Source organism: Pseudomonas sp. 3MAES_34.3B, assembly GCF_058145875.1.
In genome coordinates this window covers 4,761,606-4,785,125 of record NZ_CM176960.1, presented here as the reverse complement: position 1 = coordinate 4,785,125, position 23,520 = coordinate 4,761,606, and the positions used below count along the sequence as shown (strand labels likewise).

At 62.3% G+C, this 23,520-nt stretch carries 23 protein-coding genes; 7 read left to right on the top strand and 16 right to left on the bottom strand.

Translation table 11 applies throughout. The features are described from left to right. The gene (locus AC3Z8Y_RS21375; RefSeq protein ID WP_490087484.1) at positions 1-441 is read right to left on the bottom strand and encodes a DUF421 domain-containing protein; all 441 of its coding nucleotides are present in this window, start codon (positions 439-441) and stop codon (positions 1-3) included. Between the two features lie 14 nt (positions 442-455). After that, positions 456-965: a hypothetical protein gene (locus AC3Z8Y_RS21370; protein ID WP_490087483.1), complete on the bottom strand. Its 510-nt coding sequence runs from the start codon at positions 963-965 to the stop codon at positions 456-458. Between the two features lie 185 nt (positions 966-1,150). On the opposite strand from AC3Z8Y_RS21370, the gene AC3Z8Y_RS21365 reads away from it, so the two are divergent. Next, positions 1,151-1,369 carry a PLD nuclease N-terminal domain-containing protein gene (locus AC3Z8Y_RS21365; RefSeq protein WP_490087482.1) on the top strand — a complete coding sequence of 73 codons (219 nt, stop codon included), beginning with the start codon at positions 1,151-1,153 and terminating at the stop codon, positions 1,367-1,369. A 10-nt stretch (positions 1,370-1,379) separates the two neighbouring features. Here AC3Z8Y_RS21365 and AC3Z8Y_RS21360 read toward each other — a convergent pair whose 3' ends face one another. Further along, positions 1,380-2,261, bottom strand: a complete 882-nt coding sequence (locus AC3Z8Y_RS21360) for a LysR family transcriptional regulator (RefSeq protein WP_490087481.1) — start codon at positions 2,259-2,261, stop codon at positions 1,380-1,382. Between the two features lie 210 nt (positions 2,262-2,471). Between AC3Z8Y_RS21360 and AC3Z8Y_RS21355 the strand changes: the two genes are divergently transcribed. Next, entirely contained in the window at positions 2,472-3,461 is a 990-nt protein-coding gene (locus AC3Z8Y_RS21355) for an MBL fold metallo-hydrolase (RefSeq protein WP_490087480.1), read from the top strand. 3 nt (positions 3,462-3,464) lie between these two features. Here the strand turns inward: AC3Z8Y_RS21355 and AC3Z8Y_RS21350 are convergent, their stop codons facing one another. The 6 genes from AC3Z8Y_RS21350 to AC3Z8Y_RS21325 form a co-directional block, all read right to left on the bottom strand. Beyond that, positions 3,465-4,688: a YbfB/YjiJ family MFS transporter gene (locus AC3Z8Y_RS21350; protein WP_490087479.1), complete on the bottom strand. Its 1,224-nt coding sequence runs from the start codon at positions 4,686-4,688 to the stop codon at positions 3,465-3,467. Positions 4,689-4,840: 152 nt separating this feature from the next. Continuing rightward, positions 4,841-5,464 (bottom strand): isochorismate family cysteine hydrolase YcaC, encoded by a 624-nt coding sequence (gene ycaC, locus AC3Z8Y_RS21345; protein WP_490087478.1) that lies wholly within the window; start codon positions 5,462-5,464, stop codon positions 4,841-4,843. Between the two features lie 45 nt (positions 5,465-5,509). After that, a complete protein-coding gene (locus tag AC3Z8Y_RS21340) occupies positions 5,510-7,348 on the bottom strand; it encodes an amidohydrolase (protein ID WP_490087477.1) in 1,839 nt (612 codons plus the stop codon). A gap of 96 nt (positions 7,349-7,444) precedes the next feature. Next, positions 7,445-8,086, bottom strand: coding sequence for a helix-turn-helix domain-containing protein (locus AC3Z8Y_RS21335; protein ID WP_490087476.1), 642 nt, complete (start codon positions 8,084-8,086; stop codon positions 7,445-7,447). Between the two features lie 184 nt (positions 8,087-8,270). After that, a complete protein-coding gene (locus AC3Z8Y_RS21330; RefSeq protein WP_490087475.1) occupies positions 8,271-8,633 on the bottom strand; it encodes a response regulator transcription factor in 363 nt (120 codons plus the stop codon). A gap of 66 nt (positions 8,634-8,699) precedes the next feature. Beyond that, positions 8,700-9,689, bottom strand: a complete 990-nt coding sequence (locus AC3Z8Y_RS21325) for a response regulator (RefSeq protein WP_490087474.1) — start codon at positions 9,687-9,689, stop codon at positions 8,700-8,702. 201 nt (positions 9,690-9,890) lie between these two features. Here AC3Z8Y_RS21325 and AC3Z8Y_RS21320 point away from each other — a divergent pair, with 201 nt between their 5' ends. The 4 genes from AC3Z8Y_RS21320 to AC3Z8Y_RS21305 all read left to right on the top strand — a co-directional run bounded on the left by AC3Z8Y_RS21320 (position 9,891) and on the right by AC3Z8Y_RS21305 (position 12,828). Beyond that, positions 9,891-10,292 (top strand): OsmC family protein, encoded by a 402-nt coding sequence (locus AC3Z8Y_RS21320; protein ID WP_490087473.1) that lies wholly within the window; start codon positions 9,891-9,893, stop codon positions 10,290-10,292. Positions 10,293-10,322: 30 nt separating this feature from the next. After that, complete coding sequence (locus tag AC3Z8Y_RS21315) at positions 10,323-11,141, top strand: alpha/beta fold hydrolase (protein WP_181117454.1); 819 nt, start codon at positions 10,323-10,325, stop codon at positions 11,139-11,141. A 260-nt stretch (positions 11,142-11,401) separates the two neighbouring features. Next, positions 11,402-11,614, top strand: coding sequence for a hypothetical protein (locus AC3Z8Y_RS21310; protein WP_181117453.1), 213 nt, complete (start codon positions 11,402-11,404; stop codon positions 11,612-11,614). Positions 11,615-11,778: 164 nt separating this feature from the next. Continuing rightward, entirely contained in the window at positions 11,779-12,828 is a 1,050-nt protein-coding gene (locus tag AC3Z8Y_RS21305; RefSeq protein WP_490087472.1) for a PDDEXK nuclease domain-containing protein, read from the top strand. 16 nt (positions 12,829-12,844) lie between these two features. Here AC3Z8Y_RS21305 and AC3Z8Y_RS21300 read toward each other — a convergent pair whose 3' ends face one another. The 7 genes from AC3Z8Y_RS21300 to exaC all read right to left on the bottom strand — a co-directional run bounded on the left by AC3Z8Y_RS21300 (position 12,845) and on the right by exaC (position 21,309). Next, on the bottom strand, positions 12,845-15,238 hold the full coding sequence (locus AC3Z8Y_RS21300; protein ID WP_490087471.1) for a membrane-bound PQQ-dependent dehydrogenase, glucose/quinate/shikimate family: 2,394 nt from the start codon (positions 15,236-15,238) through the stop codon (positions 12,845-12,847). A 161-nt stretch (positions 15,239-15,399) separates the two neighbouring features. Then, on the bottom strand, positions 15,400-16,554 hold the full coding sequence (locus AC3Z8Y_RS21295) for an acyltransferase family protein (protein WP_490087470.1): 1,155 nt from the start codon (positions 16,552-16,554) through the stop codon (positions 15,400-15,402). A 422-nt stretch (positions 16,555-16,976) separates the two neighbouring features. Next, positions 16,977-17,504 carry an inorganic diphosphatase gene (ppa, locus tag AC3Z8Y_RS21290; protein ID WP_490087469.1) on the bottom strand — a complete coding sequence of 176 codons (528 nt, stop codon included), beginning with the start codon at positions 17,502-17,504 and terminating at the stop codon, positions 16,977-16,979. 126 nt (positions 17,505-17,630) lie between these two features. Beyond that, a complete protein-coding gene (locus AC3Z8Y_RS21285; protein ID WP_490087468.1) occupies positions 17,631-18,443 on the bottom strand; it encodes a M90 family metallopeptidase in 813 nt (270 codons plus the stop codon). Further along, the gene (locus AC3Z8Y_RS21280) at positions 18,443-19,096 is read right to left on the bottom strand and encodes a DedA family protein (protein WP_490090061.1); all 654 of its coding nucleotides are present in this window, start codon (positions 19,094-19,096) and stop codon (positions 18,443-18,445) included. Before AC3Z8Y_RS21280 ends, AC3Z8Y_RS21285 begins: the two co-directional genes overlap by 1 nt. 66 nt (positions 19,097-19,162) lie before the next feature. Continuing rightward, positions 19,163-19,618, bottom strand: a complete 456-nt coding sequence (locus AC3Z8Y_RS21275) for a GNAT family N-acetyltransferase (RefSeq protein ID WP_490087467.1) — start codon at positions 19,616-19,618, stop codon at positions 19,163-19,165. A 170-nt stretch (positions 19,619-19,788) separates the two neighbouring features. After that, entirely contained in the window at positions 19,789-21,309 is a 1,521-nt protein-coding gene (gene exaC / locus AC3Z8Y_RS21270) for an acetaldehyde dehydrogenase ExaC (RefSeq protein ID WP_490087466.1), read from the bottom strand. Positions 21,310-21,573: 264 nt separating this feature from the next. On the opposite strand from exaC, the gene AC3Z8Y_RS21265 reads away from it, so the two are divergent. Beyond that, the gene (locus AC3Z8Y_RS21265; RefSeq protein ID WP_490087465.1) at positions 21,574-23,472 is read left to right on the top strand and encodes a sigma-54-dependent Fis family transcriptional regulator; all 1,899 of its coding nucleotides are present in this window, start codon (positions 21,574-21,576) and stop codon (positions 23,470-23,472) included. Positions 23,473-23,520 lie beyond the last annotated feature (48 nt).

The window sequence follows — 23,520 nt, the reverse complement described above, 5'->3', positions numbered from 1 at the left end:
TCAGTTCTTGATGATCGAAATATTGCCGTTGCGCTCGAGGATGGCGTAGCGGATGTCTTCCATGCGCTCAACGCCCTGGTTCGACCGTGCGGTTTCCATGATGTCGGCCTCGGTAAGCCTGGCCTTTGCCAGTCGCTTGTCGAGCGGCCGTCCATTTTCGACGAGGATCATGGCGCCGTCATCCAGTAGCCGGGACAAACGGTTGAAGCGCTGCTTGGCCAATGAAAAGCCTACATCCATGGCGATAAGCGTCGCGATCACCAGCACGGCATTGGTAAACGAAAAGTCATCCCCCAACAGCGCCTGTTGCGTGGCCTCGCCAATGATCAGCAGCAGTACGAAGTCGAAGGTAGTGAGGTCGACCAACGAGCGGCGTCCGGCAATCTTGAACAGGATGATCAGCGCGATATACATCGCACCTGCACGCAAGGCAGCGTCCATGGCAGCTCCGGGGGTCAGGGGTAGATAAACTTGGGTATCGCCACACGGGCGCCGGTGGAGAGGGCGATGTCGCCATGGTAAAGCCAGGCGCCATCACTGCGCAGGGTGAGGTAGAGCGTGGCTGTGCCGTTTCCATCGGTGAGAAGCGGAACCACCAGGTCCCTGCCGCGGCTGTGGGCCGGGCCGCTTTCAGGGTACAGTGCTTCGATGCTTACCCCTTCCAGCAGCCTTGCGCCCAGCGTTACTTCAAGCAGTTGACCGGGTTGGCCCTTAGCCGTGATCACCATGTTGTCTTGCGCGCCGTTGCGGCTGAAGCGCTCGTATTCCACCCGTAACGTACCATCCGTGCTGGCAACGTCCATCGACGATAACGGGCCCTTGGAGAACAGCCCTAGCAAGGTCAACAGCACAACCAGCATCAGCAGGCACCAGCCGATATGCTCGATGGCCCAGGCGCGGCGTTGCCTGCCCATGTCCTCGACAATGGGGTAAGTGCGGTTGGCAAGCTCGTCGTCGTTGTCCATGGTCGCCGGCGTCCTCGGATTTGCCCTTTGAGCAGCGTGGAGGGCAAACCGTTCCGCATTCGCGAACACGCAGGCCGCTCGTCAGATGTCGCCGCCTGGTTCTGGAACCATCGCCCGTGTTGAGTACCGACAGTAGTAACGGACGACAGGGGTCGCCCGCGCTTTCAGCAATGAGGGATACAACCATGGACTCATTACTTTCCGGGCTGATAGGCCTCGTGATTCTGCTGGCCGACATCTGGGCGATCGTCAGCGTATGGCGCAGTGACAAAGCCTCCGGCACCAAGGTGGGCTGGACTGTACTGATCTTTATCCTGCCGGTGGTAGGCCTGGTGATCTGGGGCATCATGGGGCCACGCGCGATGAACCCCGGGCCGTCCTCCCCCACGCATAGCAAAGGCTGAATGCTGCAGTTCAGGCCAGCGCCGCACACGCTGCAAAGGCGCTGGCCACTTCATCGATAACGGCACGTACCCGGGCGCTATGGCGAAGGTCCGCATGGGTTACCAACCACAGGTCGTAGCCAGGTACCGTGCTGCGGTCGGGCCATACACGCACCAGGCCGGCCTGCTCCGCAGGTATCACAGGCAGCTCGCCAAGGCCCATGCCCAGCGCAACACACCGACGTACCAACAGGCTCGAGTTTACGGTTGCGACCAGTTGGCCGTGATCAATGGCCTCACCTGCCAGGGTGGCGCCGCCGGCACGCTCCAGGTAGGGCTGGTACATCACCAGTTGGTGGCCGGCGAAACGGCTACCAGCCACGGGCTCACCCTGCCGCTCCAGATATTCCGCCGAGGCAAACAAACCAACCGGCCAGGTCGTCAGCCGCCTGGCGATAAGGTCGGGGTTGTCTGGCTTGACGTTGCGGATGGCGACATCCGTTTCCCGCCGGCTCAGGCTCACGATCCGCGTAGAAGCATCCAGTTGTACACGTAGCGCGGGATGCCGCCTTGCCAGGCGCGCCATGGCCGGGATCAACACATCCATGGCCATGGTTTCGGTGCAGGCTACCCGTACCACCCCCTGCAGCCGCTCATCCAGCCCTTCCACCTGCCGCTGCAGGGCGAGTGCGGCGTTCTCCATGCTGCTCGCCGCGTCCAGCGCAACCTCGCCGGAGGGGGTCAACACGTAGCCCTGGGAGGTGCGCAGGAACAGCGTGGTGTTCAGCGCCTGCTCGAGAGCGGCTAGGCGCCGACCAATCGTGGCCTGGTCCACCTTCAAGGCACGGGCGGCTGCCCGCAGCGTGCCGTGGCGGCTGAGTGCCAGTAACACCCGAGTGTCGTCCCAGTTCATGAGGTGAAAGCGCCGATGAAACTGCTGTGCATGGTGAAGGTTTGTCTGGTGGGCAAGCTGTGAGCCTACGGCGTGTACCGCGCAAACGCCACATAGGCGCGAAGATCCCGGCACGGGCATTCCATGCAGGCACACCTGTTCAAGCCGCAGGCTCGCCGAGCCGCGATGCTGATCACTACTTCAATGGTGACCTTTAGTGAGGCAATTTAAATGCGTGCGCATCCCTTCCCCTATCTGGCCTTTGGCCTGCTGGCGCTGGCCGTTGCAGGGTTGGTCCAGGCCCAACCGGTACCGCCGGTAAAAACCCAGGTGCCGGGGTATTTCCGGCTGGCAGTGGGTGATTACGAGGTAACCGCCCTGTTCGACGGCTATAACGATTTGTCCCCTGACCTGTTGCAGGGGCTGGACAAGGCACGCATCCGTGAGCTGCTGGCTCGCCAGAGCATGGACGGGCAGGGCATGCGCACCCACTTCAATGCGTTTCTGGTGAACACCGGCACGCATCTGGTACTGGTAGATACAGGCGCCGGCCAGTGCATCGGCGAAACGGCGGGGAGCCTGGTCGGCAACCTCAAGGCGGCCGGATATGAGCCTGCCCAGGTAGACACCATTCTGCTGACCCACTTGCACCTGGACCATGTGTGCGGGCTGGTGGATAAAGAGGGGGCTGCGGTGTTTCCGCAGGCCACTGTGCATGTGGAGCAGGCCGAGGCAGATTATTGGCTGAGCCCGGCGGTGATGGCCAAGGCGCCTGCCGCTGCGCAGGAATACTTCAAGGTGGCGCAGCGCTCGGTAGCGCCCTATCAGGCCGCCGGTCGCTTGCAAACCTTCACCCCGCCCGCGAACCCCGTGCCCGAAGTACAGGCCCGTCTCGAAGCGGGGCATACACCCGGCAGTACCACCTACCGGTTTACCTCGGGCGGGCAATCCATCGTGTTCATCGGAGACCTGGTGCATAGCCTGGCCGTGCAGTTCGAGCATCCCGAGGCGGGGATTCGTTTCGACGTAAGCGGCCCGGAGGCGATCAAGGCGCGCAATGCAGTGTTTGGCCAGTTGGCCGACGAGCACGTATGGGTTGCTGCGGCACACTTGCCATTCCCGGGTACAGGCCACATCACCCGGGCGGGCAAAGTCTTTCACTGGGCGCCAGTGCTCTATGGGCCTTACCAGCCCGCCGCCAAGGTGCCGTTGCTCAAGTAGCGCTCACCGGCCACGCACGGGGCTGGCCGTGCCTGGCGGCACATCGCTGGCCCGCACCGGCCAGCGCGCCGCCCCTTCCTGAGCCAGCCAGGCCAGTACCAAAACCGCACTGGCGATGCCAAACAGCACGCGGTAATGGCCGCCCGTTGCGTTGAATATCACCGAGTAAGCGATACCCGACAGCGCCTGGAAGCTGGCGAAGCTTACCGTCGCGCGGCTCCATGCCACTTGCTGCTGGGCATGTGTGGGGCACAGCTCGTGTACCCGGGCCAGTGCCAGCGGCACGATGCCCGGCGGGAACGAACCAATGACGACGGCCACCATGGCCAATAACCAGAACGCCTGCGCCAGGGGTAACACGGCTACGGCGGCCGCTTGCGCGATCAGCACCAGCCGGATCGCCGGGCGAGCGCCCATGTGGTCGGCGAGTGCGCCATACACCATTGGCCCAACAATGGCCCCGAGGCCGTAGAACACCCACACAAGCGCCGCTTGGTGAGTGCCAGCGCCCAACCCCCGAGCGACGTAATCCACCAGAAACACCATGGCCGGTACCAGCCCCGCGGCCATCAGTGCGTATTGCCCGAACAGCAGGCGCAGCGCCGGGTTGCCAGGCATGCGCCCATGGCTGGCCGCGGCTTCGCGGTGTGGCGCGGGCCAGCCGAACCAACTCAAGGCGGTCAGCAGCAATGCCAATGCGCCCAGGCCCAGCCAGGTCGCCTGCAGCCCGAACTGGAGCAAGGCAGGCACCAATGTGCCAGAGGCGGCGATACCTACGCCCACCCCCATGAAAATTGCGCCGCTGGCCAGGCCCCTGCGTGCGGCCGGCACATGAGGCAGCACGGTAGCGGCCACCAGCACCATGATCGCGCCACCGGCAATGCCGGAGAGCAGCCGCCATGCAAAAAACCACGTGGTGGAGAGGGGCCAGGCGCAGGCGAAGAACGACAGGGTCACGCCCAGCAGCATCCAGCGCAGCACCGAGGTGTTGGACCAGCGCCTTGCCAATGGGTGGCCCACCAGCGCGCCGATCAGGTAGCCCGCCAGGTTTGCAGCGCCCAGGTACACCACCTGGGCTTCGGCGAACCAGTGTGCTTCGATCAGCGATGGAATCAGTGGGGTATACGCGAAGCGCGCCAGGCCGATGCTGACCAGGCTCGCGCAAAGGCCGGCGAAAATGGCCAGCCATGGCGTAGCGGGGGCTGAATGCGGGGAGGAGGCGTGCATGTTCGAATCCTGTCGGAGGAACGGCCCAAGCGACCGTGATGGCTCCATCCTAGGCTTCGAAGCGCAGGGTTTCGCGCAGCGATTTCTCACGCCAGTGCTGCAAAAGTGCAGCAGGGCGCCGCCGTCATCGCAGACGGCGACGCTCAAGCCCCTCAGCGAGAGGTGAGGACGTTGTAGCTGTTCATCAGGTTACGGTAGTTTGGCAGGCGCTCGGAAAGCAGGTTGCCCAGCCCTTCGATATCGTTGCGCCAGTCGCGATGCAGTTCGCAGGCGACCGAGAACCAGTTCATCAATTGTGCCCCGGCAGCGGTCATGCGAGCCCACGCCGCCTGCTGCACGGTTTCGTTGAAGGTGCCCGAGGCGTCAGTGACCACGAACACATCAAAGCCTTCGGCGATGGCCGACAGCGTCGGGAAGGCCACACAGACGTCGGTTACAACGCCAGCGATGATCAACTGCTTGCGGCCGGTGGCCTTGATCGCCTTGACGAAGTCTTCGTTGTCCCAGGCATTGATCTGGCCAGGGCGAGGGATGTAAGGCGCATCCGGGAAGGCAGCTTTCAGCTCAGGCACCAGAGGGCCGTTGGGCCCCTGTTCGAAGCTGGTGGTGAGGATGGTTGGCAGGTTGAAGAACTTGGCCAGGTCCGCGAGGGCCAGCACGTTGTTCTTGAACTCGTTTGGGGAAAAATCCTGCACCAGCGAGATGAGGCCGGTCTGGTGATCTACCAGCAATACAACGGCGTCATCCTTGTTCAGGCGCTTGTAGGGGATCGTCATGGTGTTGCTCCTCGAAGTAGTTAAAAAGGGGCGCAAAGGCACGCCCTAGAACGCGAAACACGAGCAGCCGAACGCCCCCCAGAACTCCTGGAAGCGGCTGACAGGTACATTGGAAAGCCTGGCGCGGTCGTGGCTATGAGCGTGCACCGCGCAGGCCCCCTGGCATTGGTGAACAGCCGCCATCGGTGCCGAAGCGGGGCGGTAATGGCCCGGTACGAGCGCCACCGGGGACCACTCTGGCACCACCGGGATCGCTGGCGGCGACAGCTGGCGGAAATCACCGTCGGCATACACCACCTTGCCGCCAACCACGGTAAGCACCGACTCGATCCACTTGATGGCTTCAGGGTCCACGCTGAAGAAGTCCGCCGAGAGCACCGCCAGGTCGGCGAGTTGCCCGACCTTGATCTGGCCCTTCTTGCCCTGTTCGGACGAGAACCACGCGCTGCCGTGGGTAAACAGCTCCAGCGCGGTGGACCGTGGCAGCCCTTCGGGATACAGCTCGAGCCCGCCCACAGTGCGACCGCTGACCATCCAGTACAGTGACGTCCAGGGGTTATAGCTGGAGACGCGTGTGGCATCGGTCCCGGCGCCAACCGGTACTCCTTCGGCGAGCATACGTTTCACAGGTGGCGTGGCTTCAGCCGCAGCCGCGCCATAGCGCTCCACAAAGTACTCGCCCTGGAACGCCATGCGGTCCTGAATGGCGATACCACCGCCCAGCGCGCGTACACGCTCGATGTTCTGAGGAGTAATGGTTTCGGCGTGATCGAAGAACCACGGCAGGCCATTGAACGGAATGTCCCGGTTCACCTTCTCGAATACATCGAGCATGCGCGAAATGGATTCGTTGTAGGTGGCGTGAAGGCGGAAGGGCCAGCGGTGCTCCACCAGGTGCCGCACAACCGGCTCCAGTTCGTCCTCCATGCTCTGCGGCAAGTCCGGGCGGGGTTCGAGGAAGTCCTCGAAATCGGCCGCGGAAAACACCAGCATTTCGCCGGCGCCGTTGTGGCGCAGGAAATCGTCGCCCTGATGAAGCTTCACGCTGCCGGTCCAGTGCTTGAAGTCAGCCAGCTCTTCCTTGGGCTTTTGGGTAAACAGGTTGTACGCGATACGTACGGTCAGCTGCTGCTCGCGTGCGAGGGTCTGGATAACTTCGTAATCGTCCGGGTAATTCTGGAAGCCCCCGCCAGCGTCGATGCAGCTGGTGAGCCCCAGCCGGTTCAACTCACGCATGAACTGGCGGGTGGAATTTACCTGGTATTCCAGCGGCAGCTTGGGCCCTTTGGCCAGGGTAGCGTAGAGGATCATTGCGTTCGGCCGCGCGATCAGCATGCCAGTAGGCTCACCCCGGCTGTCGCGAACGATCTCGCCACCGGGTGGGTTTGGCGTGTCTTTGGTATACCCGACCACACGGAGCGCAGCGCGGTTGAGCAGCGCACGGTCATAGAGGTGTAGCACAAACACCGGGGTGTCTGGCGCGGCCTGGTTCAGCTCTTCGAGCGTGGGCATGCGCTTCTCGGCGAACTGGAATTCGTTCCATCCGCCCACCACGCGTACCCATTGGGGTGACGGCGTGCGGTCTGCCTGGGTTTTGAGCATGCGCAAGGCATCGGCTACCGACGGCACCCCTTCCCAGCGCAGTTCCAGGTTGTAATTAAGGCCGCCCCGGATCAAGTGCAGGTGGGAGTCGTTCAGGCCCGGGATGGCCGTGCGGCCCTTGAGGTCGATGATCTGGGTAGCATCGGTGCGCAGGGCCAGCACTTCGGCTTCGCTGCCTACGGCAACGAACTTGCCGCCGCTGATCGCCACCGCGCTTGCGGTTGGCTGTTGGCGGTCGACGGTATGGAAACTGCCGTTGAGGAGAATCAGTTCTGCGGACATGGGCGTTCCTGTAGAGCGGTTGAACGGTTGGCGGCAGGGCCCGGGCCAGAGCACGCGCAGGTCGCCGGAGAGGATAAGGTCATGTTCCGTGAGCCTTCACCGGGTGGCTTGCATCGGTGTGCTTTGTTTCGGCAGGGACCAGGGGCCCACCGTATCCCTGAAGGTATTATCCCCAGGGGTAATACTCCCGGCGCGCTGGCGCGGCGCCGCAGGTATCGAACCGGCCTGGGCCTGACGCCAGTTCAGCGGGGTACAGCCCGCCAGGCGGCTGAACGTACGGGTAAAGTGGGATTGATCGGCGAAACCGCATTCTTCACCGATCTGGGCAATGGGCAGGGGGCTGCTGGCCAGTAGCTGCTTGGCACGGTCTACGCGGGCGCCTAACAGCCAATCCCTCGGGGACACGCCGGTATTCTTTTTGAAGGCGCGGGAAAAATGGCTTCGCGAGAGGGCACAGGCCTGGGCTACCTCGGCGATGGACAACGGCGTGGCCATACCCTGGCTCATCAACGCCTTCGCCTTGCGCTCCTGCCACGGAGCCAGGGCAACCCTGACCGGAGCCTCGACGACAGGTGCCGCATACTGCGCAAGCAAGTGCGCGCATAGCTTCAAACCCTTCTGGTACACGGCCTGTGGCGCGCCGCCTTCCGCTGTGCACAAGGCTTCGCGCAGAGACTCGATGAGGCGGTAGGACACCGCGTCGAGGGTGAGGGTTGACGGCTGCGTGAATGCATTCATGCCCGGGGCTCCTGGCTAGGGGGTACGGAGCCAGTGTGGCGGGATGGGGGAAGGAAGTACTTTAGAGAACCTTAAACAGGCGGCGGGCCGAAACGGCAAGCTACAAGCAACAAGCTACAATCCGCGCATGGCTGGCCGCCTCAATCTTCTTGCCGCTTGAAGCTTGTAGCTTACAGCTTGAAGCTTAAGGCCGGCCCTGAACGGCGGCTTCGATGGCGTTCAGCAGTGCCTCGCCAGTGAAGGGCTTGGCGAGAAAGCACACGGCGCCTTCGGCCAGCGAGCGCGCGTCGGCGTCATTGCCATTGGCCGAGATGCACACCACCGGCAACGCGTTGCCCCGTGCGCGCAGCGCCTGTTGTACCTGATGGCCGGAAAGCCCGGGCATGCACAGGTCAAGTACCAGGCACGCCGCCGTATCCACGGAAGGCGAGGCGAGAAAAGCCTCGCCACTGTCGTAACACAGTGCTTGGTAACCTGCGGACTTGAGCAGGTTGGCGAGGCTTTTTCGCACGGAAAAATCGTCGTCGACGACGCACACCACATGCATGGGCAGGGCTCTTTGCGGCAAGAGGGGACAGCGGCGTGGGCCACTCGGTGTGTGCGTCGCGAGCGTTCAGATCAACTCAAGCTCGGCGACGTCAGGCACCATGCCGAGCATTGTGCATAGGTTCACCAACTCGACCAACGTGCGAGCGCGCATTTTGGCCATTACGTGCTTTTTGTGAACCTTGACCGTCACTTCCCGGGTGCCGAGCAGCGTTGCAATCTGCTTGCTTTGCCGGCCCTTGATGAGCCATTCGAGCACTTCCCGTTCGCGCATGGTCAGCGATGTCAGCCGCTGTGCGACCTGGGAATGGCGGCGTCGGCGCGTCAATGCTTGCCGGGCCTGTTCAATGGCATTGCGGACCACATCCAACAGGCGGTCATCATTGAAGGGTTTGGTCAGAAACTCTTCGGCGCCCGCTTTCATGGCTTTTACTGACATCGCGATAGTGCCGTAGCCGGTCATGAAAATGATCGGCAGGCAGGCTCCGCGCCTCAGCAGCGCGTCCTGCACGTCAAAGCCCGTGCCTTGTGTAAGGTTCACGTCCAGCAGCACGCAACCTGGGCGCTCGCCGGAGGTTTGCCGCAAAAAAGCTGCGGCATCGGTATAGCTCGCCGCTTCAAACCCTTCGGACCGTAGCAGGCGCGTAATGGCGGCGCACACGGCAGGATCATCGTCGACAATATGCACCAATGGGATAAGGCCATGATCGGCGTCGATCGCGGCCATAAGGGGCGGGGCCTTTGCAAGGACCGGGTGAGTGACCGGTGCGTCCGACAGGTTCAAGCGGTAACCGCGTCGTGGGACCGTTTCAATGACCTGGGTACCTACCCGCAGAACCTTTCGCAGCGTGCAGATGTGCACCTGAAGGTTGTTTTCTTCTACCACCATGCCGGGCCATACCTGCTCCAGCAATTCGTCCTTGGTCACCAGCCGCCCAGGCGCCTGAAGCAGCAGTGCAAGGATATCGAAGGCGCGACCTCCCAGGCGCAGGGCCTGGCCATCGAGGAAAGCCTCGCGGCGCTCGAGCGAAATCGACGCATTACCGAGCTGGATCATGGGTTTTCCGCGCTATGCGATTCATTCGGGAGAAGTTCGTTCAATCCCGTGAACGGTAGTGCATGAACTTCGCCCCGGCAATCATACTCAGGGATGACGGCAGGCTTATCGGCAGGCAAATGAGCACAGCCGTGCAAGAAGTCTCAAGGCAGCATGGGTCATAGTCAGCGCCATCGCAGTTTCCCTCTGTCGGAGCCCGTCATGCCCTCCCAGGTCACCGCCACTTCCGCCTCCGTGCCTTATCAGGTCACCCTGTCGGACGGCACCCACCAATGGCTTGCCGACATCGCACAGGAAGGCACTGAAAACGCAGGCCCCGGGCCTCATGAATTGCTGCTGAGCTCTCTGGGTGCCTGCACGGCGATTACGCTGGGCTTGTACGCCCGGCGAAAGCAGCTACCACTTGAAGGCATTCACGTTGCGCTGGAGATCACGGTCGAAGACCCCGCCGCTGGCCTTACTCGTATCCAACGGCAGATCTCGCTGCAGGGTGACCTCGACGATACCCAGCGCCAACGCCTGCTGCAGGTGGCCAATGCCTGCCCGATCCACCGGCTGCTCAGTGGCACGGTAGACATACATTCGGCGCTGGCTCCCGTTTAAACCGTAAACCACGCACTGGAGGCAAGACGTATGAGCACCTTTACCACCGCTGATGGCACCGAGATCTACTTCAAGGACTGGGGCCAGGGCAAGGCCGTACTGTTCAGCCACGGCTGGCCGCTGGACGCGGACATGTGGGATTCGCAAATGCATTACCTGGCCTCCCGGGGCTACCGCACCATCGCCTTCGACCGCCGCGGGTTCGGCCGCTCCAGCCAACCATGGACCGGTTATGACTACGACACCTTCGCCGAGGACATTCACCAGCTGATCGAGCACCTGGGCCTGGAGAGCGTAACGCTGGTCGGGTTCTCCATGGGCGGCGGCGACATCAGCCGATACATCGGCCGCCACGGCACGGCTAAAGTGGCTGGGCTGGTGCTGCTGGGCGCGGTAACGCCCATCTTCGGCAAGACCGAGAGCTTCCCCGAGGGCGTGCCCAAGGACGTGTTCGACGGTATCAAGGCCGGCCTGCTGAAGGACCGCGCGCAGTTCATCAGCGACTTCGCCGCGCCATTCTATGGCACCAACAAAAACCAGACCGTCTCCGAGGGCGTGCTCACGCAAACGTTGAATATCGCGCTGCTGGCCTCGCTCAAAGGCACTGTGGATTGCGTTACCGCCTTCTCCGGAACTGACTTCCGCGCGGACCTGGCCAAGGTTGACGTGCCCACGCTGGTCATCCACGGCGATGCGGACCAGATCGTGCCCTTCGAGACCACGGGCAAGCTGGCGGCTCAAGCGGTGCCCGGCGCCGAGCTGAAAGTGTACGAAGGCGCCCCTCATGGCTTCGCTGTGACCCACCAGGAACAGCTGAACGAAGACCTGTTGGCGTTCCTGAACAAGTAAACCTCGCTACAGGTCAAAACGGCCCGCGAACGGTCTGTTCGCGGGCTGATTGCGCTTTGAGCCCACATGCAAAAATTTTTTCCCCCGCTGTGACGCCTGTCACAATTACCCGAAGCCACGGAAACCGGGGCTTCGGTTCCTGTTTCCGGAATTGCCGGTCCCGCCCGATCCGGACTATTCACGTGACCCGCATGGTAGAGCGCTCAAGGGTGGGCTACAGTGCTTCTTAACAATAAGAAAACTGTAGAAGGAAGTTTGCCATGCTTGACTATAAGAAAACCCATCGCTGCCTTCTTGCTGACGTAGCCTCCGGTCAATCTACCCATCGCGGGCAGTTGACGCAGACCTTGCAAGCCTTGGTGCTTGCGGGCTTTCTTCGCAGTGAACGCGTGTACAACCCGGATCGGGCCATCGTGTTCAGGCTTACGTTAACCGCTGCCGGTCATGAGTACCTGGCAGGGTTATGGCACTGAAGGTAATCCCCGGGCCGGCAGGACGCCGGCCCATCGCTGCTTTTGCTCCCTCTCTCGTAGAAAGCCCTGTTGGTAACCTCTGCTCACATAGTCAGCCCGCGGGTTCTTGGGCTCGTTTCGGTGTTGATTTAAGGTAGGCGCCTTCTACCTGCGCGAGCAAAGGCATGAGTGACATTTCTGTTGGCCCCGGCCTGCCTCCTGAAGGCTACAGCGCCTGGCTTGCCGACCTCAAAAACCGAATCCATGGCGCGCAGCAACGGGCCACCCTTGCGGTAAATCGCGAGCTGGTACTGCTTTATTGGCACATCGGCCGCGATATTCTTGGTCGTCAGGCCGAGCAGGGCTGGGGCACCAAGGTAATCGACCGGCTGGCACGCGACCTGCGTGCGGCGTTCCCGGACATGAAAGGGTTTTCGCCCCGCAACCTCAAATACATGCGCGCGTTTGCCGAAGCCTGGCCCGACGCGGAGTTTGTGCAAGAGGTGCTTGCACAATTGCCGTGGTATCACCAGTTGGCGTTGCTGGACAAACTCCCTGGCCCTGAAACCCGACGCTGGTATGCCGCCAAAGCCATCGAACACAACTGGTCGCGCAACGTACTGGTGATGCAGATCGAAGCCCGCCTGCTGGAGCGCACGGGCCAGGCCGTAAGTAACTTCGACAGCCGCCTCCCCTGGGCGCAATCCGACCTGGCCCGGGAGTCTCTGAAAGATCCGTACCGTTTCGACTTCCTCGGCTTGACGGTCGAGGCCCAGGAGCGCGATATCGAAAGCGCGCTCGTTCGGCATGTCACCGACTTTCTGCTGGAGCTGGGCGCGGGTTTCGCCTTCGTTGGCAAGCAGGTATTGCTGGATGTCGGCGGGGACGAGTTCTTCATCGACCTGCTGTTCTACCACCTCAAGCTGCGCTGCTATGTGGTGATCGAGCTCAAGGCCGGCAAGTTCAAGCCCGAGCACCTTGGCCAGCTGAGCTTCTACCTCACCGCAGTGGACGCACAGCTCAAGCATCCCCAGGACGGCCCCACCATTGGCTTGCTGTTGTGCAAGAGCAAGAACAAGGTGGTGGCGGAATACGCCCTGCGAAACAGCGCCCGCCCCATGGGAGTGGCTGAATATCAACTGGTAGGGGCGTTGCCTGCCGAGCTGCAGGCCAGCCTGCCCAGCATCGAGCAGATCGAGCGGGAGCTGGCCGGCGAGGGCGGCCCTTTGGCTTGAGCATCCGCCGAAGGCATCATTGTGATGCCTTCGGCAGCGCGTAGGCCATGATGTAGTCCCCGGCCCGCGTACCCAACCCACCGTGCCCACCGGCGGCGATTACCACGTATTGCCGGCCATCGGCGCCTTGATAGGTCATAGGGGTGGCCTGGCCACCCGCAGGCAGGCGCTGGCGCCACAGCTCACGGCCGCTGCCCGCTTCGAACGCCCGCAGGTAGTCATCGGCGGTGGCACCCATGAATACCACGCCACTGGCGGTGTTCAGGTTGCCGCCGATGTTAAAGATGCCCGTGGACAGCGGCAGGTTGAAATGGGTCTTGAACAGGCCCATGTCCCGGGTGGTGCCCACGTCGCGCCGCCACAACAATTGGCGGGTTTTCAGGTCGATCGAAGCCAGCTGCCCCCATGGCGGCGCCTTGCAGGGCGCGCCCAATACGCCCAGCCAAGGTTCCACGGTAACGACATAGGGCGTTCCGTATTGCGGGTTCACCGCGAATTCCTTGGGGCGAGGCGGTTGGCCCACGCCGTTCCACGGTTCAACGGTGCCATTGGCCTCCGCCTGTTCGCGGGGTTCCACCTTGGCCGTGAACGGGATGTAGCTCAAGTTCGCGTACAGGCGCTGCCGCTGTGGGTCCACACTTGCGCCGTGCCAGTCGATCACCCCGTCGAACGCCGGGTACACCAGGGTTTTACGCTCAAGCGAGAACGGCGTGAACGCGCCCTGGTAGTTCAGCCGCTTGAATTCCAGCCGGCACAGCAGTTGGTCCACCGGGGTGATACCCCACGCATCCTTCTCGCGCACTGCGGGTGGCGCGAAGCTGGGCAGGCCTGCCGAGTAGGGTTGTGTGGGTGCGGTTGGATCATCCGGCAATCCACCCTGCGGCGCTGGGCGCTCTTCAACCGGAACGATCGGTTCGCCGGTAAGCCGGTTGAGTACAAACAGCTCGCCACGTTTCGTGGTTTGCACCAGCGCAGGAATAGGTTCACCGCCGGCACCGGGAATGTCCAGCAGGGAGGGGCCGATAGGCACGTCCATATCCCACAGGTCATGGTGCAGCGTCTGGAAGCTCCAGCGCGGTGCGCCGGTATCGATATCCACAGCCACTACAGAACTGGAGTAGCGCTCATCGAAAGGCCGCCGCTTGGCCCCGTAGTAGTCCGGCACGGCGTTACCCGTGGGCAGGTACACCAGCCCATGTTCCACGTCTGCGGTATATACGCCCCAGGCGTTGGGCGTGCCGGGCGTGAAGTGTTCGTCCGCCGACGGGTGCTGGACCGCTTCCTCCGGCCGGCCCACATCCCAGGCCCAAAGCAGCTCGCCCGTGACAGGGTCGAACGCTCTCACCGCGCCAGACGGTTCGTTGGTTTTCTGGCCATCGTAGATCCAGCCGCCCAGCAGCAGTTTGCCTTTGGCTACCAAGGGCGGCGAGGTGATGAAGTGGAAGCCCTTGGGGACGTCCCCAAGATGCGCGCGAAGGTTCACGAAGCCGTGATCACCAAAGCCTTCGCACAGGGCGCCAGTGGTGGCGTCCAGCGCGAACAGCCGGGCATCCGCGGTAGTAGAAATGATTCGCTGCGGGCAGGGGGTGCCGGCCGGCGCTTGGTAATACGCCACGCCGCGGCAGGCCAGGTAGGCGTTGTTGGAGGTGTCGTTCTGCGGCGTGAAGCGCCACCGCTGCGCCCCTGTCACGGCATCAAGGGCAATGACTTCCCGGTGCGGCGTGCAGATGTAGAGGCTATCGCCCACCTTGAGCGGGGTGACTTCGAAATTGAATTCATACCCGTGGCTGTTCTCGCCTTGCCTGGGCAGGTCGCCTGTTCGCAAGCTCCAGGCCAGCTGCAGGTTATCCACATTGGCCGGGGTGATCTGCCCCAGCGGTGACCAGCGATCCCCCGCCGGCGTGCCGCCGTAATAGCGCCAATCCTGGCCGTCCTGGTTCGCGCCGGTGAAGCCCGCCATTACCTCAGGCAAGCCTCTGGCGGCCGGCTCTGAAGGTTTGTAGGCCACAAGCGCCGCCACCAGCGCCACGCCACATAGTGGTACCCAGAAGTAACGCCGGTTGCTCACCGGCCCGCTGCGGTCGAGCCCGCGCTGAACGAAAGGCAGCAGCAGGTATAAACCCAGCAAGGTCGGTACCAGTACCCGGGGGAGCAACCCCCAGACATCCAGCCCTACCTCCCAGAAGGCCCAGATAACTGTCAGCAGCCACAGCGCGCCATACAACCGCACACCCAGCCGCCGGCCACGCCACAGCAGCCTGCCACTGGCCGCCAGGCCGATACCGGCAAACAGGTAATACCAGGAGCCCCCCAGCACCGCCAACCAGCCCCCCGCCCCGAGCATCAGCAAGCCAAACAGGATAAACAACGCAGCAGTAATGCGTGGAGGAGAGGCGGCGTTGAGGCGCATGGCAGACGGCTCCGGTCAAAGGCGTGAGGGTTGGAGGCACCTGCGAGCGGGAAGGTTCTGAGCGGTTGCTTAATGGCGGCTGAAGATGAGGTAACAATTTGAGCCACGCCCAAGTGCAGGCCGACGCTGCCTTGGGGGCGATCCCGGCGAATGCTGCCCGCTCAGGCCTTGGCGCTTTCGCCACCGCTCCCGGTCGAGGCGCCCCGGCTGCTGCTGCGCAGAAACGGGCGCTCGATACACCAGTAGGTCAGTACGCTCAAAGCACTGACCAGGATGATCACGACCGGCAGATAAAGCACGTAACGTGAGAAATCAGGCGTATCGAAGTCGTATACCGAGAACAGGCTGAAGAGGGTGTAGATCACGATGCCGTGCAGCAGGTAAATGCTGAAGCTCGCTTCGCCAAGAACTTTCAAACCGCGATTTTCCAGCAGCCCGTGCAGGCTGTTTCCGAGCACGAACAACGCAAATGGAATCCCGAGAATGATCATCTGCAGTTTCGAGTAGGACTTCATGTACAGGCTGGCGACCAGCACAATGAGTGCAACCGCGGTGCATCCAAGGCCAGCGTAATTGATCGACAGGTTTTTCAACCGGTCCTCGAAAAGTGCCACGGCCCCGCCGACGACAAACAGCTTGATGAATTTTGTATGGAAGTGGTGATGGTACTCCGGCCATAGCAGCGCGAGCGCTACTACCGAGACCAGCAGCGCCATCCCCGGCAACCGGCGGCGCAGAATGCAGTAGATCGCGGGCAGGCTCAGGTAGAAGACCGCTTCGTATAGCAATGTCCATTGCACCGAAGCGTTTATGCGTACCGTGTCCTGAAAACCATTGATGGGCTTGCCAATGAAAATCACCCAGTGCCACAGGCCAGCCAATGTTTCCCCCAATGGAGCAAGGGTGCCGCGGGTTTGATAAACACTGATGGCGCCGATCAACAGGATGGTGAACAGGTACATCGGGAAGATACGTCGCAAACGGGACGACAATACTGCCCCCCAGCGCGGGGTGGTCTTGTACACCTTGGCGGTGAACAGGTAGCCGGTAATCATGAAAAACAGCGAGACGGGTACCGCGCCCATATTGTTCAGCAGTCGGCTGTCCGTGGTTTGCCACACACCGGTAGTGTGCCAGTAATAGCTGATCGCGAAATGGCTCGCCATGACGGAAGTCGCCAGGATTCCCCGAAGGCCATCGAGTGATGAAACCCGGTGCAGGGCCTCTTTCGACAGCACGGGAAGCCGGGCGGCGATTATGCAGAACGCTATCAGCGAAACGACATACAGGACTACAAGCAGCAGGGTGTAAGGCATGGCGAATCCGTATGTTTCAGCGGCCGAATTACGAACATTAAAAAGCCGGCTTGTGGCCGGCTTCTCGTCGATAAGTCTGGCCTATTTTTGGTAGGCCGTACCTATCTGCAAAAGGTAGGGTGCTGCTGCATCAAGCAATAGCAGGCGGGCTGGCGGGTAGCTGGCTCGCCGGGCACTGGCCCGAAGGCTGGTACCGAAGTGGCGCCATGGTAGCGGCGCAGGCGGGGGTTGGATAGGGGTAATCGGGCCAGCGGCTGCAAAAAAAGCTGTCGCGCCAAGGCCTCCTGCCACAGGAGCACGTCCAACACTGTAGCAGCACGCGTTGGCGGCGGCCCGCCCAGCAGAGCGGCGGAATCGGCAAGTGGTTGGAACAAAAAAAGCCCCGGCACAAGGCCAGGGCTTCTTTTCACTCAACCGCGTACTTACTCTTTGTAAGCCGCTACGGACTTGGTGATTTCCGCGCGGGCAGCGTCAGCGTTGCCCCAGTCCTTGAGTTTTACCCACTTGCCAGGCTCCAGGGCCTTGTAGTTCTCGAAGAAGTGCTGGATCTGTTGCAGCAGCAGTGGCGGCAGATCGGTGTATTCCTTCACATCCTTGTACAGCGCGCTCAACTTGTCATGAGGCACGGCCAGGACCTTGGCGTCGCCGCCACCTTCGTCGTCCATCATCAGCACGCCAACCGGGCGGGCGCGAATGACCGAGCCAGGCACAACCGGGTACGGGGTCACTACCAGCACGTCCAGCGGGTCGCCATCATCGGCCAGGGTGTTGGGGATGTAGCCGTAGTTGGCCGGGTAGAACATCGGGGTAGCGACAAAGCGGTCAACGAAAAGCGCGTCGCTGTCCTTGTCCACTTCGTACTTGATCGGCGCGTGGTTGGCCGGGATCTCGATAACGACATGAATGTCGTTCGGCAGGTCCTTGCCGGCTGGGATCTTGCTGTAGCTCATCAATAGTGCTCCCGTTAACAGTCGGATCGTTGAGGCCAGTTTTTGGCAAAAGTGGCGGGATTATAGGCATATCGCGAATACGGCGCCACGGTAGGACCGCCATGCGAGCGGTCGGTTGCACGGCCCTCAGGCCAGCGGTTCGGCGGCAGTCGGCACTGCTTGCGACGTGTGCAGGCGATGCAGGGGATCCTGCCGGTAGAACGCCTGAAGTTGCTGGTAAACCTCAGGGTAGGCGGCGACCAGCAGGTCGGGCGCGCTGAAGAAATATTCGCTGGCAACGGCAAAGAACTCCGCCGGGTTTTCCGCTGCGTACGGGTCAATGGCGGTTTCGGCGTTTTCATCCACATCCAGCTGGGCATTGAGGTCATCGAAAGCGTGCTGCATGGCCTCGGCCCACTTTCGCACCGGCATGCCCCGGTGCAGCGGGGGCAGGCCGTTGGCGTCGCCATTGAGCATGTCCAGCTTGTGTGCCAGCTCGTGAATCACCAGGTTGTAGCCGTCCCACCCACCGCTGGAGCTCACGCCCGGCCAGGCAAGAATGACCGGGCCTTGCTGCCACGCTTCGCCACTGTGTTCGGCGTCCCATTCATGTTCGATCCCGCTGGCGTCGCGATGGCGCTGTGGGCTGCGGAAATCGTCGGGGTACAGCACGATCTCGTGAAAGCCGTTGTACCAGCCCAGCTCGTCCAGCCCCAGCAGCGGCAGCTGCGCCTGGGCGGCAAGCAGCAGGCAGTCGTGGTCGGTCAGCTCAAGGCCGGGGAGGGTGGTGAGGGTTTTGTCGGCAAGGAACAGCAAGCTACGCTCGCGCAGTTGGTGGTCGGCTTCCGGGCTAATGCCATCGAGTATCGGCAGGGCCTGGCGTACAGCGGCCCACTGAGCCTCGCTGATCGCATGCCGGCGCAGGGTGCGCCGACGCTTCCAGGCCTGCCAACTCCACATCAGCGGCTGGCGGCCTTTGCCGCGCCGCCTGTGCGGGCGCGGACCAAACCGATAATCATCGGCAGCAACGACAGCCCCACGATGAACAGCACCATCAGGGTAAGGTTTTGCTTGATGAACGGAACGTTGCCGAAGAAGTAGCCCAAGGTGACCAACCCGCCTACCCAGGCCACGGTGCCGGCCACGCTGAAGGCCACGAAGCGCAGGTAAGGCATGTGGGCCACACCTGCAACGAAGGGTGCGAAGGTGCGGATGATAGGCAGGAAGCGCGCCAGGGTGACGGTTTTCCCGCCGTGGCGGTCGTAGAAGGCTTGCGTGCGCAGCAGGTAATCCCGGCGGAACACACGGGAATGCGGGTTGGCGAACAGCCTTTCGCCAATCGTACGGCCTACCACGTAGTTGGTGCTGTCACCCAGGATCGCCGCCGCCATCAATAGCCCGGCGAGCATTACAGGGTCCATGCCGCCGCCGGCCGCTACGGCACCCGCAATGAACAGCAACGAGTCGCCCGGCAGGAACGGCAGCACTACCAGCCCGGTTTCGCAGAAGATCACGGCGAACAGAATAAGGTAGATCCAGCTTCCGTACTGGGTCACCAGCTGGTTCAGGTACACGTCCAGGTGAAGAATGAGGTCCAGCGGGTTGAAGTCCATATACGCCACCTGTATCCGGCCCAGCAGGGCAAAAGCGGCCATTATACGGGTGATCACCCACGATGTTCAGTCGGTGATCGGCAACACATAGTTCTTGAACTCGTGGTCCTCGACGAACCCGATGGATTCGTACACGCGATGCGCGACTTCGTTGTTCACACTGCTGGACACGCGCATACGGACTGAATTGCTGTCACGGGCCAGCTTCCTGGCTGTGCGCATCAGGTTGTCGGCCACCAACATACGTCGTGCATCTTCAGCCACATAGATATCGTTGAGTATCCACACGCGCTTCAAGGCGAGAGAGGAAAAGCTCGGATAAAGCTGGCAAAAGCCCAGCAAACGTTGGCTGTCAGCGTCTGGGAACGCGAGGAAGATCACCGACTCCTTGCGCCGCAATCGCTTTTCCAGAAACGTTCGAGACGCCTCGGGAAACGACAGCTCCCCGTAAAACTCCCGATATTTCACGAACAACGGGGCAATCAGGTCCAGGTGATCCAGTGTGGCTTGGGTGATATGCATCAGTGCCTCGTGGGTCAGGTTGCGCAGAAACGCAGGGCAATGGCAGGTACGGCGAAGCACCGTGGGAATCGGGCAATGAGCAATAGATAGCGCACAGTGGGCGAAGGGCAAGCCCACCTGGCAGGAAACAGACGGCAGGCGCCCTCGGGAAGGCGCCTGCCAGGGGCGTTTTAGAAGAAGCCGAGCGGGTTGATGTCGTAGCTCACCAACAGGTTCTTGGTTTGCTGGTAGTGATCGAGCATCATCTTGTGGGTTTCGCGGCCTACGCCGGACTTCTTGTAGCCACCGAAGGCCGCATGCGCGGGGTAGAGATGGTAGCAGTTGGTCCATACGCGCCCGGCCTTGATGCCGCGGCCCATGCGATAGGCGCGATTGATGTCGCGGGTCCACACCCCGGCGCCCAGGCCAAACTCGGTATCGTTGGCGATTGCCAGCGCTTCGGCCTCATCCTTGAAGGTGGTCACGCTGACCACCGGCCCGAAGATCTCCTCCTGGAACACCCGCATGCGGTTATTGCCCTTGAGCAAGGTAGGCTGGATGTAGTAGCCCGTGGACAGGTCGCCCTCGAGTTTTTCCACCTGGCCGCCGGCCAGCAATTCGGCGCCTTCATCCTTGGCGATCTGCAGGTAGGACAGGATCTTGTCGAACTGCTGCTGCGAAGCCTGGGCGCCGATCATGGTGTCGGTATCGAGTGGGTCGCCGCGTTTGATCTGCTCGACCTTCTTCATTACCTCTTGCATGAAGGCCCCGTAGATCGACTCCTGAACCAGTACCCGGGACGGGCAGGTGCACACCTCACCTTGGTTGAAGAAGGCCAGTACCACACCTTCGGCGGCTTTTTCGATAAACGAAGGTTCGGCCTGCATGATGTCTTCGAAGAAAATGTTCGGTGACTTGCCGCCCAGCTCCACCGTGCTGGGGATGATGTTCTCCGCTGCACATTTCATGATGTGCGAACCCACCGGGGTAGACCCGGTGAATGCGATCTTGGCGATACGCTTGCTGGTGGCCAGGGCTTCACCCGCTTCCTTGCCATAGCCCTGCACAACGTTGAGCACGCCCGGTGGCAGCAGGTCTCCGATCACTTCCAGCAGTACCGAGATCCCCAGCGGGGTCTGCTCGGCGGGCTTGAGCACCACGCAGTTGCCTGCCGCCAGTGCCGGGGCCAGCTTCCAGGCGGCCATCAGGATGGGGAAGTTCCAAGGGATGATCTGGCCGACCACGCCGAGCGGTTCATGGATGTGATAAGCCACGGTATTGCCGTCGATCTCGGCCGCACTGCCCTCCTGGGCGCGCAGGGCCCCGGCAAAGTAGCGGAAGTGGTCCGCCGCCAGCGGGATATCAGCATTCAGCGTTTCGCGAATGGCCTTGCCGTTGTCCCAGGTTTCGGTAATGGCCAGCAGTTCGAGATTCTGCTCGATGCGGTCGGCAATCTTCAGCAGCACCAGCGAGCGCGCCTGTGCCGAGGTGCGGCCCCAGTCATCGGCAGCGGCGTGGGCGGCGTCCAGTGCCTTGTCGATGTCCTCGGCGGTTGAACGCGGGAATTCGGCAATGGGCTGGCCATTGATCGGGGAGGTATTGGTGAAGTACTGCCCTTTCACCGGTTCTACGAAACGGCCACCGATGTAGTTGCCATAGCGTTCCTTGAAGGAAACGGTGGCGCCTTCGGTGCCGGGGTGTGCGTATCGCATGGGTGTCTCCTGGGCTTTTATTGTTTGCGGAACACGCGCGTTAGCGTCTGTAGAGCGTAGAGCAAAGCCCGGGCCACTGCGCTGGGGCCTCCTGTTTCAGGCACTCCCAGCCCTTGCAGCGCAGCGGTTGTACCGGTTGCGACACGGCTGAGTGACAAAGTTGTGCCATATCCGATACACCGGCGGCGCACATCGGCTGCGGCGTTGCATTGCCCGCAGGGCTGGAGGATGCTGATGCTCCCCCGGCAAGGGAGTACAACAACAATGCACAGCGATCCATCCAGCCGCCATGTGCGGCATGTCATCAGCGCGGCCCGAAGCCTGGCCCAGTCACCGGCGCCGGCCGCCGAGTTGGCGGTCACCCGTTCGTGGTTGCGCTGCCTGGATGACTACAAGCTGGACCCTGCCACCCTGGCCGCGCCTTGCGTGGTAGAGCACAGCCGCGTGCTCGACGGCCGCGAGCGCCTCCGGCAGGTGCTTGGCGTGGCAGACGGCGAGATGAACGACCTGCACCGGCAGCTAGGGGGCGCCGGGCATGCGGTGCTACTCACCGATGCCAGTGGTGTGATCCTCAGCTGTGTGACGGCAAGCCCCGAGCGCCGGGTATTCGAGCAGGCTGGCTTGTGGCTGGGAGCGGATTGGAGCGAAGCCTGCGAAGGCACCAACGGCATTGGCACCTGCCTTGTGGAACGCCAGCCACTGACCATCCACGGTAACGAACACTTCCGCAGCCGCCATACCGGGCTCACCTGCTCTGCCAGCCCGGTGTTCGATCCCAGTGGAGAGTTGCTGGCGGTGCTGGATGTTTCTGCGGTGGCCGATGGCAGCCGGCAGAGCCAGTTTCATACCGTAGCCTTGGTAAACCTGACGGCGAGGAGCATCGAAAACGCCTACTTCCTGCGCCAATACCAAAACCAGTGGCTGCTGCGCTTGCAAGTGCGACCGGGGCCGGCCGGTGCATTTTCTGATGGGCTGCTGGCGTTTGGCGAAGACGGCCGGATAAGGGCGGCGAACCAGAGCGCGATAAAGCTGCTTGGGCAGGCCGCGCTGAAAGGACGAGCGCTGCACGAACTGTTCGACTGTTCAGAAGCATCTTTCCTCGACCGCTCCCGACAGGCCACTTCGGCAACCTGGCCATTACGCTGCCGCGACGGCAGGGCGTTGTTCGCTTCTGTCTCCGGCGCGCCCGCCCGGGTATCAAGGGCACCATCGGCGCGCGTGCCAGCGGTGACCGCTAAAGCCGCCACACCTGCGCAGACTGGCCCTTGCCTCGAAGACCCTGCACTTGCCGAGGCGTTTCGCCGGGCCTGCCGGGTTGTGGAGCGCGACGTACCGTTGCTGCTCAGCGGCGAAACCGGCTCGGGCAAAGAGGCCTTCGCAAGGGCCGTCCACCTGGCCAGCAGCCGCACCGGCCAGCCATTCGTGGCGCTCAATTGTGCATCCATTCCCGAAGGCTTGATCGAGAGCGAGTTGTTCGGCTATCGCCCCGGCAGTTTCACCGGCGCGAGCAAGGATGGGCAGCGGGGCAAGTTACGGCAGGCACACGGTGGCACCCTCTTGCTGGACGAAATCGGCGACATGCCGCTTGGCCTGCAAACCCGGTTGTTGCGGGTGCTGGAAGCCAGAGAAGTGGAGCCCATCGGCGGCGAGCCGGAAGCGCTGGATGTGTGCATCATCAGTGCGAGCCATAGGAACCTGCTGGAGCGCGTGCACGAAGGTACCTTTCGGGAAGACCTCTATTACCGCCTGGCCGGCCTGACCATTGATCTGCCGCCCCTGCGTGACCGTACCGACAAATCACAACTGCTCGATCACCTGCTGGCGATGGAAGCGCCGGATGGCGCTATCTGGCTGAGCGAAGAGGCCCGCGCATGCCTGCTCGCCCATTCCTGGCCGGGCAACGTACGGCAATTGCGGACAGTACTGCGAACGCTCGTTGCCTTGGCGGACGGCGGGGTGATCGACCTCCAAGCACTACCTGTAGAGTTCAGGCGTGAACCGAGCGTGGCAGCGGCGCCGTTGGCCGACGCCGAGCGGGAGGCCCTGCTGACAGCGCTCAAGGCGCAACAGTGGCATGTAACCCGCACCGCCGAGGCGCTTGGCCTCAGCCGCAACACGCTGTATCGCAAGATGCGCCGTCACGGCCTGGCGCGGGATCACTGACACCCGCTTCGTCGCGGGTGAAATTCTTCTTGGCCTGGGCTACCCTGC

What these genes read in the sequence shown, in the direction of transcription:
- AC3Z8Y_RS21375 (WP_490087484.1), bottom strand. Translation starts at nt 441, where the DNA reads ATGGACGCTGCCTTGCGTGCAGGTGCGATGTATATCGCGCTGATCATC.
- AC3Z8Y_RS21370 (WP_490087483.1), bottom strand. Translation starts at nt 965, where the DNA reads ATGGACAACGACGACGAGCTTGCCAACCGCACTTACCCCATTGTCGAG.
- AC3Z8Y_RS21365 (WP_490087482.1), top strand. Translation starts at nt 1,151, where the DNA reads ATGGACTCATTACTTTCCGGGCTGATAGGCCTCGTGATTCTGCTGGCC.
- AC3Z8Y_RS21360 (WP_490087481.1), bottom strand. Translation starts at nt 2,261, where the DNA reads ATGAACTGGGACGACACTCGGGTGTTACTGGCACTCAGCCGCCACGGC.
- AC3Z8Y_RS21355 (WP_490087480.1), top strand. Translation starts at nt 2,472, where the DNA reads ATGCGTGCGCATCCCTTCCCCTATCTGGCCTTTGGCCTGCTGGCGCTG.
- AC3Z8Y_RS21350 (WP_490087479.1), bottom strand. Translation starts at nt 4,688, where the DNA reads ATGCACGCCTCCTCCCCGCATTCAGCCCCCGCTACGCCATGGCTGGCC.
- ycaC (WP_490087478.1), bottom strand. Translation starts at nt 5,464, where the DNA reads ATGACGATCCCCTACAAGCGCCTGAACAAGGATGACGCCGTTGTATTG.
- AC3Z8Y_RS21340 (WP_490087477.1), bottom strand. Translation starts at nt 7,348, where the DNA reads ATGTCCGCAGAACTGATTCTCCTCAACGGCAGTTTCCATACCGTCGAC.
- AC3Z8Y_RS21335 (WP_490087476.1), bottom strand. Translation starts at nt 8,086, where the DNA reads ATGAATGCATTCACGCAGCCGTCAACCCTCACCCTCGACGCGGTGTCC.
- AC3Z8Y_RS21330 (WP_490087475.1), bottom strand. Translation starts at nt 8,633, where the DNA reads ATGCATGTGGTGTGCGTCGTCGACGACGATTTTTCCGTGCGAAAAAGC.
- AC3Z8Y_RS21325 (WP_490087474.1), bottom strand. Translation starts at nt 9,689, where the DNA reads ATGATCCAGCTCGGTAATGCGTCGATTTCGCTCGAGCGCCGCGAGGCT.
- AC3Z8Y_RS21320 (WP_490087473.1), top strand. Translation starts at nt 9,891, where the DNA reads ATGCCCTCCCAGGTCACCGCCACTTCCGCCTCCGTGCCTTATCAGGTC.
- AC3Z8Y_RS21315 (WP_181117454.1), top strand. Translation starts at nt 10,323, where the DNA reads ATGAGCACCTTTACCACCGCTGATGGCACCGAGATCTACTTCAAGGAC.
- AC3Z8Y_RS21310 (WP_181117453.1), top strand. Translation starts at nt 11,402, where the DNA reads ATGCTTGACTATAAGAAAACCCATCGCTGCCTTCTTGCTGACGTAGCC.
- AC3Z8Y_RS21305 (WP_490087472.1), top strand. Translation starts at nt 11,779, where the DNA reads ATGAGTGACATTTCTGTTGGCCCCGGCCTGCCTCCTGAAGGCTACAGC.
- AC3Z8Y_RS21300 (WP_490087471.1), bottom strand. Translation starts at nt 15,238, where the DNA reads ATGCGCCTCAACGCCGCCTCTCCTCCACGCATTACTGCTGCGTTGTTT.
- AC3Z8Y_RS21295 (WP_490087470.1), bottom strand. Translation starts at nt 16,554, where the DNA reads ATGCCTTACACCCTGCTGCTTGTAGTCCTGTATGTCGTTTCGCTGATA.
- ppa (WP_490087469.1), bottom strand. Translation starts at nt 17,504, where the DNA reads ATGAGCTACAGCAAGATCCCAGCCGGCAAGGACCTGCCGAACGACATT.
- AC3Z8Y_RS21285 (WP_490087468.1), bottom strand. Translation starts at nt 18,443, where the DNA reads ATGTGGAGTTGGCAGGCCTGGAAGCGTCGGCGCACCCTGCGCCGGCAT.
- AC3Z8Y_RS21280 (WP_490090061.1), bottom strand. Translation starts at nt 19,096, where the DNA reads ATGGACTTCAACCCGCTGGACCTCATTCTTCACCTGGACGTGTACCTG.
- AC3Z8Y_RS21275 (WP_490087467.1), bottom strand. Translation starts at nt 19,618, where the DNA reads ATGCATATCACCCAAGCCACACTGGATCACCTGGACCTGATTGCCCCG.
- exaC (WP_490087466.1), bottom strand. Translation starts at nt 21,309, where the DNA reads ATGCGATACGCACACCCCGGCACCGAAGGCGCCACCGTTTCCTTCAAG.
- AC3Z8Y_RS21265 (WP_490087465.1), top strand. Translation starts at nt 21,574, where the DNA reads ATGCACAGCGATCCATCCAGCCGCCATGTGCGGCATGTCATCAGCGCG.